Origin of the sequence: Olivibacter sp. XZL3, from assembly GCF_004368405.1 — a bacterium.
Classification (GTDB): Bacteria; Bacteroidota; Bacteroidia; order Sphingobacteriales; family Sphingobacteriaceae; genus Olivibacter.
The window spans coordinates 130705-143890 of the sequence record NZ_SBJH01000059.1; the positions used below are offsets into that span (position 1 = coordinate 130705).

A 13186-nucleotide genomic window follows, 5' to 3' on the forward strand; every position below is an offset into this window, starting at 1 on the left:
GCTTCGACGTAGCTTCGCCTTTTGTTCGACTTCGCTCTTTGTGTGGGTCGGGAAACCTTCGGCTATGCTTCGGTAGGCTTCGACGTAGCTTCGGTAGCTTTCGAGGCTTTTCGAACCTTTGTCGAACTTGTCCGGAGCATGTCTCCTCTGCATCTCCTTGTCATTGCCTGCATACTAACCAAAAAAGTGCTCGGTGTTCTTCGAAAAGCTATCAGCTGCTATCACCTGCCATCAATTTCAATCGTCTCCGATCATTAATTGCCTGGGCTGTTTTCTGCCCCTATGTTTGCGTCAAGGATACAGAAAATACCGGTATGCATAATGTGTCTGACTTGAGTTAAAAAATGTAAAACGCTTAAAAAAAAGACAAATGGGAACATTTTTAAAGGGAATCAATGGTGCTTTTTCAGGTAAGGTTGGTAATAATATCGGTAGCCGCTGGCGCTCGGTTGATTATATGAGGAGTTTGCCGCGACCGTCGAACAAGCCGGCCACAGAAGCACAATTGGCGCAGCGAGCTAAATTCGGTTTGGCCGTGGCCTTTTTGAGTCCTATCAAGGATCTACTGAATATCGGCTTTAGCGATCTGCAACAGACAAAGTCGACGGGCTACAATGTCGCGCTTAGGCATATGTTAAAAGAGGGCATTGTAGGGGATTACCCAAACTTAGAAATTGCTTATGAAGAGGTTTATTTTAGCCGCGGGCGACTGGCTCCTCTTTTCGGGCTCGACTTAGCGGAGACGAATCCTGGCGAGGCGACCTTGACTTGGCAGCCTAAAATGAACAGCTTTAATGCTTTTGCTGACGACGAGGTGATCGTCTTAGTGTATAACAAGAATAAAGCTTTCTTCGATATTGTTGAAGAAACCACACGTGCAGACGGGAGCTTGAATCTGGAATTGCCCACCGTCTTTTCGGGCGATGAGCTTTCCGTGTGGATAATCATGGCCCACCGCGAAGGTAAGGTCACTTCCAACAGCCAGTACGCAGGTACGATTACCGTATCGTAGGCGATCTCACAGCGAACCGACTTCGGTCGGTTTGCTTTTTTTGAATGTAAGTGGAAGCCTAAAGCCTAGAGCCTATTGCATAGTGCCCACAACCTACAGCTAACGCCCAAAAACTAAATAATATGATTAAACTAATAAGAATCGCCGAAGGCGTCAATACGACTCTCGGCCAGCTATACATAGATAACCTCTTTCAATGCTATATGCTGGAGGACAAAGTAAGGGATGAAAAAATTCCTGGTGAAACGGCCATCCCCGCCGGAACCTATCAGCTTGGGCTGAACAAAGTGGCCGGCATGAATGCCAGGTACCGAAGTAGGTACAGCTCTATGCACCGGGGGATGGTCGAGATTAAAGGGATCCCCAATTTCAGTTTGGTGTTCATCCACATTGGGAATTACCATAGCGATACCAGAGGCTGCCCTTTAACCGGAAGCTATTATCAATTGATTGATGGAAATTACCGCGTGCTGCATTCCGCAGATGCCTATAAACGGGTGTATCCTTTATTGGCAGAGGCCGCTGAGGAGGGGCGGAGTTTAGTGATTGAACCGTTAATGGTTCAGTTGTGAGTTGCCAGTTGCCGGTTGTGAGCGATAATAGTAGCAGTAACAGAAGCAGTAGCACCTTCTTACGTCATGTCGAGCGAAGTGAGGAAGGGATCGGAACGGCAGTGCTGATACGAGGCGCTCGCGCGTAGGATAAAACGGCCTTCTAGGGTAAGCGTAAAGAAAATTCAATTGGAAGAGCAGGAAAAAACGTTATGCGAAGAAGCGAAGGGAAGGAAATGAGGATTGGGGCGGCTCCGCAAAACGGTGTACGGGCAATTGGATTTTTAGCGAGACCTAGACAGCCTTGATCCTTTTGTTTCTTTTCCCATCAAAGGGGAAAAGAAAATGAAAATTTTAATTAAAAAAGACAACAATGAAATCATTAGAATTAATAACCTTATTGGGAACTATTATCAGTGTTTTATTATCAATTATAGCTTATTTCTTAAAACAGCTACATGGAAACATCCGTAAAATGGAACAGGATGTCGCTTTAATGAAAGCAAGCATGCAGCTGATAAAGTCCGAAACAAAAGCCAATTACAATTTACTAAGGCAACGGATGGAGTTTTTGGAAAATGGCTTTAGGCCTTAGGCATTATGCCAAATATGTTTTAAGTCGTACGTTTTAAGTAGTACGTAAGGGTTCCTGCTAAGCAACAGCCGCTGCTACTAGTTTCCACTCACAACCAACAACGAACATGTTTTAAGTCGTACGTTTTAAGTAGTACGTATGGGTTCCTGCTAAGCAACAGCCGCTGTTACTAGTTTCCACTCACAACGAACTACAAATATGTTTTAAGTCGTACGTTTCAAGTAGTACGTATGGGTTCCTGCTACTGCAACAGCCGCTGCTACTAGTTTCCACTCACAACCAACAACGAATAACGAACAACGAAAATGAAAGAAATAACAGAAAGAATCAAATCACCAACTCCGACATTCTTTAAGAAAGTAAGAACCATCGGTTTAACTTTAGGGGCTATTGGCGGCGCCTTATTAACCGCACCGATCACGTTACCGGCAACAGTGCTTACCATAGCCGGTTACTTAGCAACCGCTGGAATAGTCGCTTCAGCGATTTCTACGGTAGCCAAGGAGGATCAGCCACCTAAGTAATAAAGCGCATCCCCCTACTTGATTGGGGGATGTTGTTTTTTGGTGAATTAAAAGGAATCAACAATGCCAATGCCAATGTTTTTCTCTAAGTTTGTGTAATCGCTTTATCGTAAACCGTTAATTATGAACAACCCATGGAATCGTTAAATGGTATCAACGCACTTACGCTGGTTTTTACATCGATACTGCTTTTTGCCATAGCTTACCGCTTTTATGGCATCTACCTGGCAAATAAAACCTTGAAATTAAGCAATAAACACCAGACGCCTGCACTGGAGTTTGCCGATGGCAAAGACTACGTAGCAACGAATAAGCATGTGCTTTTCGGCCATCACTTTGCAGCCATTGCCGCAGCAGGCCCCTTGGTTGGGCCGGTGTTGGCTGCCCAATTTGGTTATTTGCCCGGCACCTTGTGGATCTTGATCGGCTGTGTGCTGGGAGGTGGTGTCCATGATATGGTGGTGCTATTCGCTTCCGTTAGGCATAAAGGACAGAGTTTAGCAACCATCGCTTCGAAGGAAATCGGTAAGCTCACCGGAACAGTGGCTGGCTTCGCGATTTTGTTTATTCTTATTTTAACGCTGGCCGGGCTTTCCTTAGCCTGCATTAATGCCATGCATGAGGCGGCCTGGTCGCTCTTTACCGTACTGATAACCATGCCTATTGCGATTGTTATGGGTTTGATTATGCGTTATAAAGCGAACAGCGTGTTGTTTGCAAGCATCCTTGGCGGTGTGCTACTGATTGCGGGCATTATCGGTGGTCATGAGTTGATGCAATATGAAGTGATTAATAATATCTTCAGTTGGGATATCAAGACAATTTCTATAGCCATTCCCGCGTATGGATTTCTGGCGTCTGTACTCCCGGTATGGCTGTTGCTGGTTCCGAGGGATTACCTGTCTACTTACCTTAAAATAGGCACCATCGTGATGCTGGCCATTGGCGTCATTTTCATTCATCCCACGTTGGAAATGCCGGCGCTCACTTCTTTTATCCATGGGGGCGGGCCTGTTATCGGCGGGCCGGTGCTGCCTTTTATCTTTATTGTGATCGCCTGCGGGGCGATATCGGGCTTCCACGCAGTGATTGCAACGGGAACGACGCCGAAAATGATTGCCCATGAACGTGAGATTCTATTTGTGGGCTATGGGGCCATGTTGGTGGAAGGTTTTGTGGCATTGATGGCTTTGATTGCCGCTTGTACCCTGATGCCGGGCGACTATTTTGCGATCAACACGCCGAAAGAAGGATACGATGCCTTTTTGGCTGCACATCCGACGCTGCATAGCGTTGAAATTGATTATTTTTCGGAGAAAATCGGATTGGATCTCCATGGCAGAACGGGCGGAGCCGTATCACTGGCGGTAGGCATGGCACATATTTTTAATAAAATTCCGGGCATGGATGCGCTGATGGCCTACTGGTATAACTTTGCGATTATGTTTGAGGCGGTCTTTATTCTGACAGCTATTGACGCCGGCACGCGTGTAGGACGCTTTTTCCTTCAGGAAATGCTGGGATCGGTATGGCCTAGGTTTAACGATAAGAACTGGACACCGGGGATTATTTTCAGCAGTTTGCTCTTTACTTTCGCTTGGGGCTATCTGGTTTATACGGGTAATGTAAGCAGTATCTGGCCTTTATTTGGTATTAGTAACCAGCTGCTGGCCGCTTGTGGCTTGATCGTCTGTACGACCATGCTGATTCGTTTAAATCGGGGCAAACATGCCCTATGTGCGGCAATACCGGGTGTTTTTATGGCCTTTATTACTTTTTGGGCCGGTTATCTGCAAATCGTTGACAGCTACCTTCCCAAAGGGGAATATTTATTGGCTGTCTTGGCCATGGTGGCTATGCTCTTAATGTTGGTGGTATTTGTGGGAGCGTTCCGAAGGTGGTACGAATTGTTGAAGCTCGACGGTCGACAAATAGATTACTATGGCGAGCAGGTAAAGGAACTGGTGGAGCGGTAGTTCGTTATTGGTTAATTAAGTTGTTGGTTGTCGGTTACCAGTTGTCAGTTGCCAGTTGTCGTTACCAGTTGTCAGTTGCCGGTTATTGGTTACCAGTTGTCAGTTACCGGTCGTCACCCTGAGCGAAGCCGAAGGGTCTATGCGATTGATTTATTATTGTCTGTCGCCTAAAGCCTAGCGCTTACTGCCTACAGCATACGCCTTATACCCTAAAGCTTAACCCCTTTAAAAATATCCCTGAATTCCATGAGTCAAAACAAGGGTTTTCTGCGATTTACAGGGATTGCTATTCTCGTTAATTTAGTGGCTGTTAATTAGATGAGTGTCGGGCGTGAAGCTGGCTCATCGAACGATTGTATAATTATTAATAGTAACTTCTGATCAATGAAAAAGGCTCCAACTTTCCTGAAAATGCTTTTCGCGGTGGTATTGATTGCCATCAGTCTGTCCTGCTCAAAAGACGATGACGAAGAATTAAAAGTAACCGATCCGGCAATCGGCACTTGGAATTTGAGAGCCATTTACGATGGCGGGCAAGCGGTTGATGTGACCGAGCGTGCCTGCTTTCGCGATTCGCGTTTAACGATCAACGAAAGCACCATGAATCTAACCTTGTCGGTGCCGAATGAAGATGCAAGCGGCTGCCAGACGGAAACACTTCAATCTGACTGGATAAATGAAGACGGAACCTATTATTTAATAGATGGCAATGAGCGGCAACAAGCGAATATTGTATTAAACGATGATAACCAAACCTTGCAGATGACTATTATGGCCGGAGGAGAGCAAGTGGCTTTGCTTTTTCGGAAATAAAATAAGGCCTTGGCTAATCGTTACCACCGCGCACCCATTTGCCTGCCTTTAAGACTCCCTCGATTTTTTGTGTGTTTTTAATGTCGGTCAATGGGTTGGCACTGAGTACCAGTAAGTCGGCCACTTTACCTTTCTCGATGGTTCCATATTGATCATCGATCCTTAAGATCTTCGCCGCATTTTGTGTAGCAATGGAAATCGCCTGCAAAGGAGTCAGTCCGGCCTCTACCAGTAACTGCAGTTCGCGGTGTTCGGAAAATCCTTGTACGCGGACGGGCGAAGCGCCCGAATCGGTACCCAATCCGATCAAAATACCTGCCTGAGCGATACGCTGCACATTCGCCAGGGCGTGCTGGAAGGCGCGGACGTTTCGGGCGTATTGCGGATCTTCTTTCACCTTTGTCCGGTAGTCGGCTGTATGGAGCATTTCGTAAACGCCAGGCTCCAAGGCTTGCTTAAAAAATGGATCATTTATCCATTCCGGATTGCCGGCATAGGCGATAGCAAATTCATCCAGCGTCAATGTTGGGATATAAGCCACCTTGTTCGCCTTCATTTGTTTCAGCAGTTCGTCATCCACCAATTGGTCGCGGATACTATGGCCGAGCACGTCCACCCCGTCGGCCACCAGTTGGCGAGCGTCGGCTAGGTTATAGACATGCGCTACCACCGGTACTTGCTGTTTATGAGCCTCCTGAATAACGGCTTGGTATACGGAGCGGTCCATTTTTTTTGCGCTACCACCGAAATCGTCCACCCAAATTTTGACAACGCGCGGCTTATATTGCATCAGCGAATCCATCAGAGCAGGCACTTCCGCAGCGCTTTTGGGTCTATATAGTAAATCCATTGGCGGGCCGGCAGGAGTTTTCACGTCCGGCACATGAAAACCGATGCCTGCTGAAAAAAGTCGCGCACCCTCTAATTGGCCGTTTTTTAGCGAATCATAGAATTGGTTAGCAAACAAGAGGGGGCGATCGGTGCCCATGGACAGTACATGGAGAATGCCATATTGCTGATAATTCTGCAGTTGCCGCAGAATGTTTTTCCTTGTATAGTTTTCAGCATTGGCGGATGTTCCCTTCAGGGTGCCGATATGTACGTGCGCGCTGATAAAAGCCGGTAGAACAGTTTTTCCACTGAGGTCGATCACTTCTGCCTCGGCGGTATCCACCGTTGAATTGAGGGCGGTGATTTTACCGCGTTCAATGGTGATATCCGTTTGACGCGCTTCGGCACCCGTTCCATCGATGAGTGTCGCATTTTTTAAAATTAACTTTTTGCCAACGGCAGCCTTATCGTTATTGCCACCAGAGGTGCAAGCGAAGAACAGTAAAATCAGTGGGAGCAGAAGGGGTTTATACATAGCCTGTTGATATTGTACAGTTTAAAGGTAAGGATATTTTTTCTTTTGGTAAATTTTGGCTTCGTCATACCGACCAGGCGTCGTCATACCGACCGTAGCGGAGGTATCTGTGTGTATATACCGACTGATGTCTCGGCTGCACTGCGTTCCGCTCGACATGACGAAAAGTTCCGGTAGACATGATGGAGGAGAAGGCGTCGTCATACCGACCGTAGCGGAAGTATCTGTGTATATACCGACTGATGTCTCGGCTGCACTGCGTTCCGGTAGACGTGACGGAGAAAGGGCTTCGTCATACCGACCAGGCGTCGTCATACCGACCGTAGCGGAGGTATCTGAGCGTAAATACCGACTGATGTCTCGGCTGCACTGTGTTCCGCTCGACATGACGGAGGAGAAGGCCTTTTATTTTTGCTTCACACAACCTAATGACACAAATAGAAATGTTTAATTAAAATGGAAACGCTAAATTAGCATATGGAATATGGCGGAAGCATTTACATATTAACCAATAAAACCAGAACAACACTCTATATTGGGGTAACGAAAAATCTAAGAAACAGAATTACTCAACATAAAATGAGAATTCATCCGGAGTCCTTTTCAAACAGATACAATCTTGAGGTATGTGTTTACTATGAGAACTTTTCCCGAATTGAGGAAGCCATTGCGAGAGAAAAACAATTAAAAAAATGGAGCCGATTAAAAAAGGAACTGTTAATAAACTCTACTAATCCGGCTTGGAACGACTTATGGAACGAAATATCCGAATGGTAACCGTCATACCGACCGTAGCGGAAGTATCTGTGTATATACCGACTGATGTCTCGGCTGCACTGCGTTCCGCTCGACATGACGAGAAGTTCCGGTAGACGTGACGGATGGGCTTGCTCATACTGGCGGAAAGCCATAACATGTTAAGATTGCTGAGACATTGGAGTATATCATGTAATTTTTTTCATAGGCTAATAATTAGTTTTGTATTTCCTCAATAAAAAATATACTAACACAAGTAAATAAACCTGTTATGAGGGAGCAATTCGAATGGGATGACCGGTCTATGTGGAATGGATTGGTTAGCGGACAAAAGCACGCTTTTACGGCCTTAGTAACCTGTTATACCGATACACTGTATACCTATGGAATACGTTTATGCCAAGACGAGGAGCTCGTAAAAGATTGCATACAAGAAGTGTTTCTTTTCATGTGGAGGCGAAGGACATTTCTTCAACAGCCTGCTTCAATTAAATTCTACTTAATGAAGGCCGTTCGGAACAAGATTTTTCGCGAGCTTCCTAAATGGCAGATGAATGACGAGTTGAGTACGGCCGCTTGCCATGTTCCCGACTTTACTGTTACGCTTGAAGATCCGGATGAACCAGCCTATACGGTGCAACTACAAATGAAAATGTATATCGATCAGCTGTCTCCTCGGCAGCGCGAGATTCTCTATTTACGGTTTTATGAAGGCATTAAGCAGCAAAAAATTGCGGAAATAATGAATCTAACGAGTCAATCGGTTTACAACTTGTTGCGCAGCGCGCTGCTCGCGTTGAAGAAAAAGGTAGATTATGAAGCCCTTATTACGCATTTGTGTATGCTCCTCTGTTTCAATATACCGTTTTTTTAAAAAAAATCGAAAAACATAGGTAGATTTTGTACTGGTGTGTCTATATACTAACAGATACACACGCAAACTAACCAATGCAACGCTATAAACATTATAAAACGATCGATTTCTTGAGCGATGATGATTTCATAGATTGGGTGCAGTCACCGCAGTCGGCAAGCGATCTGTATTGGCAGGAAGTGTTGGTGCTTTTTCCTCTACTCGAACCTTATGCGTCCGAGGCTCGGCGTCTCTTACTGAATATGAAAATAAAGCCTTTGAATCGTGATGCTGCCGGATTAAAGGAGACTATTATTGCAGCTGCATGGCAAAGTCCAGGCCTCGTCGAATTACCAAAATTCTTCGTTATCCCTAAGTTCACTAGTTGGATTGCGGCGGCACTTGTGCTGATGGTTCTGGGCTATTGGATTTGGAAGGTACCCACCTATCGGTCGACGAAACTGGCTGTTGCTAGTCTGGATGGTGCCGGCAGTAAGCAAGTGAAGAATACAGCGGATATAGCATTACTGGTCGCACTGCCCGACGAATCAACAGTTGTCTTGCAACCGGAAGCCAGCCTAACTTATTGCGTGGATTCTTTTATGTCCAAACGGGAAGTCCAATTGGTGGGTAATGCCTTTTTTGATGTCAGTAAGCGTATGCAGGCTCCTTTTATTGTTCATACGGATCAATTGAGCTCAACCGTTTTGGGAACTAGTTTTTTTGTTGATGCTAGGCCTAATATAGCAAGTCACAGCGTGTTGGTAACCAGTGGTGCCGTTCGGGTAAAAGGCAAAGAAAAAGAAGGCGCTGACGCGGCTCATCACGACAGGGGGTTGGTGTTACAAGCCGGCGAGGAAACGCGGCTCTTCGGCGACCGAACGTGGGTAGCGGTGCCCTCTGCACATGCTTTGCACCTCAAAGAAGATCTGGGAAAAGCTTTTGATTTCGAAAATAGCCCCATGCGCGAAGTCGCCGAAGTATTGCAGGCGCATTATGGTGTAAGCGTGCAGATTAAAGACCCTTTATTGGAAGAACGGCCGATTACCGCTTTTTTAGGCAACGTTTCTTTACAAGAAAAACTAAGTTTAATTGCAAAGGCTGTGGAAGCTTATTATCAATTGGAAGATGGCATTATCATTTTTACCTTAAATATTAACCAACAATAAAATCATATGAATAAAACGAAGCAAACCTAGAGGTAAGTATACAACAAACCCGCTAAAAAGCTGGAAACATGATTAGCGGGTTTTGTGGCCCATTGTCGTGTATAACCGTCTGTTCGAACGGTTAGGGGGCTCTTTTGTTAAATTTTCACTAAAACCTAACAACCAAATGTATGGAAAAAAAATCAACATTTACTGTTGTCATGAGGAGAGGCACATTACAATTATTAATGGCTGTATTCCTGCTGGGGAGCACGTGGGCGGCGGATACCCGCGCACAGGGAATACTCAATGAACGCATCACGTTCTCTAAAAAGGGCGCGTCATTGCATACCCTGTTAAAAGATATCGAACAGTCGTTCGACATCCATTTTATTTATAGTCCGGCGCTTATTGACGTGAACCAGACTATCGAAATCAAAGCGGAGGAAAAGCCATTAGAAGAGCTGCTCGACGAACTATTAGACCCTTTACAGCTTGCTTATGAAGCTTCGGGCAATAACATTGTATTGAAGCGGGCGCGTGGACATAAGCAAGTGGCTATTAAAGGTATAGTGCGTGATAAAGGTGGCTTACCTTTGAGCGGCGTATCAGTGCTATTAAAAAATGCGGCGGGAAAAGGTACTTCTACGGACGAGGCGGGTGCCTTTTCCATTTCGGTGCCCGCTAATGCCACCTTGATATTTCGCTATGTCGGCTACCAGGAGCAGGAAGTGCCATTGAACAACCGGATATCTTTGGAGATTACGATGGTGGAAGATCCAGCGAATCTGGATGAGGTGGTCGTAGTAGGTTTCGGCACGCAGAAAAAGGCCAATCTAACCGGGGCCGTAGCAACGGTAAACGGAGAAGATCTGGTGAGGCGGCCTGTAACAAATGCGGCGTCTATGTTGCAGGGGCAAGTGCCCGGCTTAAGGGTGGTGCAGAATTCTGGAGAACCAGGAAATGAAGGGCTCTCCGTGCGCATCCGCGGACAGGGAACCTTCAGCGGGGCGGGCTCGAATCCGCTCGTGCTGATAGATGGGGTAGAGGGAAGCTTGAGTGACGTGAACCCGAATGATATTGAGAACGTATCGGTGCTTAAGGATGCTGCATCGGCTTCAATCTATGGGTCAAGAGCGGCCAACGGCGTGATTTTGGTCACCACCAAAGTAGGGCAATCGGGTGGATTCGTGGTAGATTATACGTTTAATGGTGCGGTACACACGCCGACTCGCTTGTTCGATCTGATTACCAACTCTGCGGAATATATGGAGCTTTGGAACGAGGCACGACGAAATAATGGTAATGCCGCAGGACTTTACCCGCAGGAAACCATCGATTTGTATCGGAATGCCACTGACAGGACTCAATACCCGAATGCAGACTGGTTGGACATCATGTTTAATCCGGTTTTTGTGCAAACGCATAATCTCGGCATCAGTGGAGGTGCCGGAGGTACACATTATAACTTATCGGTTGGTTATATCGATCAACCGGGGGTAATGAAGGGCTTTGAATACAAAAGGTATAATGCCCGTTTTAACATCGGTTCGTCTATTAACGACCACATTAAGGTGGGTGCAAACATCAGTGTAAAACAAGGTGATATTTCCAGGCCAAGACAGGGGGCGGAAGATGCTTTTATCGCAACGATATCCCAAGCGCCTACTTACCTACCTAAACTGCCGGACGGACGCTATTCGTTTAAGGCCTATGATTTCGAATATAACAACAAGAACATGCTGGCCATTGTAGAGAATGAGGTCTTTTGGAGAAATCGTGACTATTCCGTCAATCTACAAGGCTGGCTAGACGTGCAGTTGAGCAAAAAGCTGAACTGGTATTCTAAAGCCGCTATTGTAGGTGATTTTGACAAATCAAAGGACTGGCGTCCGGTGGTGCCGCTTTATAATTATCAGACCGGTGATTTTGCGACCGACCTGGATGTCGGTGGAAAAGGCCTTGGTGTTAACAGCAGTGAAAATAGGTATACCAACCTCTTCACCTATTTAAAATATGAGGATGAGCTGGGCATAGGCCACAACGTGTCGGCACAGCTTGGTCTTAGTCAGGAGGCCAACAAGCACGAATACTTGTATGGTTACCGACGGGATTTTTTTAGTAATGATTTACGTGAATTGGACGCCGGTGGACTGGCCGTGCAGAATTCAAGTGGCTCTACCTATGAATGGGCGATGCAATCTTTCTTTGGTAGGTTAACCTATAACTATAAAGAGCGTTATTTATTGGAAGCCAATATGCGTTATGATGGTACTTCGCGTCTGCATAGCGACCACCGTTGGGGCGCTTTCCCTTCGGTGTCGGGAGCTTGGCGGATTTCGGAGGAGTCCTTTATAAAAGACGGTGATTTCCAGTGGCTTAATAACTTGAAAGTAAGGGCTTCTTATGGAGAGCTTGGTAACCAGAATATTAATATAGATGTCCGCGGCAGCTCACCCTATCCTTACGCTTATCAGGAAACGTACCCTTATCCGTATCAGGAAGTGTTGAACTATACGGGGAATTATCCTTTTGATAATACCAACCTGACAACCGGAGCAGCTCAAACAGCTTTAGCAAATCAACTCCTTACTTGGGAAACAACAAAGATCGCTGATGTCGGACTCGACTTAGCGGTGTTTAATGGTTTGGACCTGACTCTCGATTGGTATAGGAAGACGACCAGCAATATCCTGCGGCCTTCTCAAGTGACGGGGGTGGTGGGGCTTACTGCTCCGAATGTCAACAACGGCACCATGCAGAACGAGGGGATTGAGCTGGCGCTACGTTATAGCCATCAGGTAACATCTGGCGCTTTCGAGGGGCTGTCGTATAGCTTTGGGGGGAATATCGATCGTTTTCGAAATAAGCTGGTGACTTTTGGTCAACGGGAAATTGGAAGTAACACCATTAAAGAGGAAGGCCGCCCGTGGGACACCTTCTATATGTTGGAGTGGATCGGGATCTTTCAAACGGAGGAGCAAATACAGGCTGCGCCGCGGCAATATAATGACGATACACAGCCAGGCGATCTCATTTTTAAGGATCATAATGGGGATGGCGTGGTTAATGATGATGACCGGACCTATCTTGGTGGGCAATATCCGTCTTTTGAATACGCGTTTACAGGAAATGCCAGCTGGAAAAATCTTGATCTCTCATTTATGTTCCAAGGTGTGGAAGGCCGGAAGATCTATGTAGCCGATTGGGGTACGGTACCGTTTGTGCAAGGCTCGCCGCCCACGACGGAGTGGCGCGGCCGCTGGACGCCTGAAAACCCTTCTAACACCATGCCGCGCATCTATTGGGGCTTCGATGCGCCGGCCAAGATTCGACGTACTTCCAGTTATTATTTACAAGACGCATCTTATCTTCGTTTAAAGAATGTTACGCTTGGTTATACATTTCCCGCTGCGCTAGTCGAGCGAATTGGGTTGAAAAAACTTCGCTTATTCTTTTCGGGCGATAACTTGTTTACAATAACGAACTATCCGGGGCTGGATCCGGAACGGGGCGGTAACGGGGTGTTCGTTGGCTATCCGCAAAACAAGATTTATTCCTTTGGACTTAATGTACAATTTTAAGCAGATTC

The 13186-nt window shown here is 46.2% G+C and carries 12 protein-coding genes; 10 read left to right on the top strand and 2 right to left on the bottom strand.

The window, feature by feature from the left end:
* Nucleotides 1-370 precede the first annotated feature (370 nt).
* From EPX21_RS12805 to EPX21_RS12830, 6 genes are all read left to right on the top strand, one after another.
* Entirely contained in the window at nt 371-1012 is a 642-nt protein-coding gene (locus EPX21_RS12805; protein WP_134090087.1) for a DUF6266 family protein, read from the top strand.
* Between the two features lie 122 nt (nt 1013-1134).
* Nucleotides 1135-1584 (top strand): DUF5675 family protein, encoded by a 450-nt coding sequence (locus EPX21_RS12810; protein WP_134090088.1) that lies wholly within the window; start codon nt 1135-1137, stop codon nt 1582-1584.
* A gap of 352 nt (nt 1585-1936) precedes the next feature.
* Nucleotides 1937-2158 carry a hypothetical protein gene (locus EPX21_RS12815; protein WP_134090089.1) on the top strand — a complete coding sequence of 74 codons (222 nt, stop codon included), beginning with the start codon at nt 1937-1939 and terminating at the stop codon, nt 2156-2158.
* 305 nt (nt 2159-2463) lie between these two features.
* Nucleotides 2464-2682 (top strand): hypothetical protein, encoded by a 219-nt coding sequence (locus tag EPX21_RS12820; RefSeq protein WP_134090090.1) that lies wholly within the window; start codon nt 2464-2466, stop codon nt 2680-2682.
* 134 nt (nt 2683-2816) lie between these two features.
* Nucleotides 2817-4658 carry a carbon starvation protein A gene (locus tag EPX21_RS12825; RefSeq protein ID WP_134090091.1) on the top strand — a complete coding sequence of 614 codons (1842 nt, stop codon included), beginning with the start codon at nt 2817-2819 and terminating at the stop codon, nt 4656-4658.
* Nucleotides 4659-5042: 384 nt separating this feature from the next.
* Nucleotides 5043-5471: a lipocalin family protein gene (locus EPX21_RS12830; protein WP_134090092.1), complete on the top strand. Its 429-nt coding sequence runs from the start codon at nt 5043-5045 to the stop codon at nt 5469-5471.
* Nucleotides 5472-5484: 13 nt separating this feature from the next.
* Here EPX21_RS12830 and EPX21_RS12835 read toward each other — a convergent pair whose 3' ends face one another.
* On the bottom strand, nt 5485-6837 hold the full coding sequence (locus EPX21_RS12835; protein ID WP_134090093.1) for an amidohydrolase family protein: 1353 nt from the start codon (nt 6835-6837) through the stop codon (nt 5485-5487).
* 21 nt (nt 6838-6858) lie between these two features.
* Nucleotides 6859-7224 (bottom strand): hypothetical protein, encoded by a 366-nt coding sequence (locus EPX21_RS12840; RefSeq protein ID WP_134090094.1) that lies wholly within the window; start codon nt 7222-7224, stop codon nt 6859-6861.
* Nucleotides 7225-7314: 90 nt separating this feature from the next.
* Here EPX21_RS12840 and EPX21_RS12845 point away from each other — a divergent pair, with 90 nt between their 5' ends.
* From EPX21_RS12845 to EPX21_RS12860, 4 genes are all read left to right on the top strand, one after another.
* Complete coding sequence (locus EPX21_RS12845) at nt 7315-7614, top strand: GIY-YIG nuclease family protein (protein WP_134090095.1); 300 nt, start codon at nt 7315-7317, stop codon at nt 7612-7614.
* Nucleotides 7615-7864: 250 nt separating this feature from the next.
* Nucleotides 7865-8467, top strand: a complete 603-nt coding sequence (locus EPX21_RS12850; protein WP_134090096.1) for an RNA polymerase sigma factor — start codon at nt 7865-7867, stop codon at nt 8465-8467.
* A 74-nt stretch (nt 8468-8541) separates the two neighbouring features.
* Complete coding sequence (locus EPX21_RS12855) at nt 8542-9615, top strand: FecR family protein (RefSeq protein WP_134090097.1); 1074 nt, start codon at nt 8542-8544, stop codon at nt 9613-9615.
* A gap of 170 nt (nt 9616-9785) precedes the next feature.
* Entirely contained in the window at nt 9786-13178 is a 3393-nt protein-coding gene (locus EPX21_RS12860) for a TonB-dependent receptor (RefSeq protein ID WP_134090098.1), read from the top strand.
* The last annotated feature ends 8 nt before the right edge of the window (nt 13179-13186 follow it).

Coding starts and splice junctions, on each gene's coding strand:
- EPX21_RS12805 (WP_134090087.1), top strand. CDS start 371: ATGGGAACATTTTTAAAGGGAATCAATGGTGCTTTTTCAGGTAAGGTT.
- EPX21_RS12810 (WP_134090088.1), top strand. CDS start 1,135: ATGATTAAACTAATAAGAATCGCCGAAGGCGTCAATACGACTCTCGGC.
- EPX21_RS12815 (WP_134090089.1), top strand. CDS start 1,937: ATGAAATCATTAGAATTAATAACCTTATTGGGAACTATTATCAGTGTT.
- EPX21_RS12820 (WP_134090090.1), top strand. CDS start 2,464: ATGAAAGAAATAACAGAAAGAATCAAATCACCAACTCCGACATTCTTT.
- EPX21_RS12825 (WP_134090091.1), top strand. CDS start 2,817: ATGGAATCGTTAAATGGTATCAACGCACTTACGCTGGTTTTTACATCG.
- EPX21_RS12830 (WP_134090092.1), top strand. CDS start 5,043: ATGAAAAAGGCTCCAACTTTCCTGAAAATGCTTTTCGCGGTGGTATTG.
- EPX21_RS12835 (WP_134090093.1), bottom strand. CDS start 6,837: ATGTATAAACCCCTTCTGCTCCCACTGATTTTACTGTTCTTCGCTTGC.
- EPX21_RS12840 (WP_134090094.1), bottom strand. CDS start 7,224: ATGTCGAGCGGAACACAGTGCAGCCGAGACATCAGTCGGTATTTACGC.
- EPX21_RS12845 (WP_134090095.1), top strand. CDS start 7,315: ATGGAATATGGCGGAAGCATTTACATATTAACCAATAAAACCAGAACA.
- EPX21_RS12850 (WP_134090096.1), top strand. CDS start 7,865: ATGAGGGAGCAATTCGAATGGGATGACCGGTCTATGTGGAATGGATTG.
- EPX21_RS12855 (WP_134090097.1), top strand. CDS start 8,542: ATGCAACGCTATAAACATTATAAAACGATCGATTTCTTGAGCGATGAT.
- EPX21_RS12860 (WP_134090098.1), top strand. CDS start 9,786: ATGGAAAAAAAATCAACATTTACTGTTGTCATGAGGAGAGGCACATTA.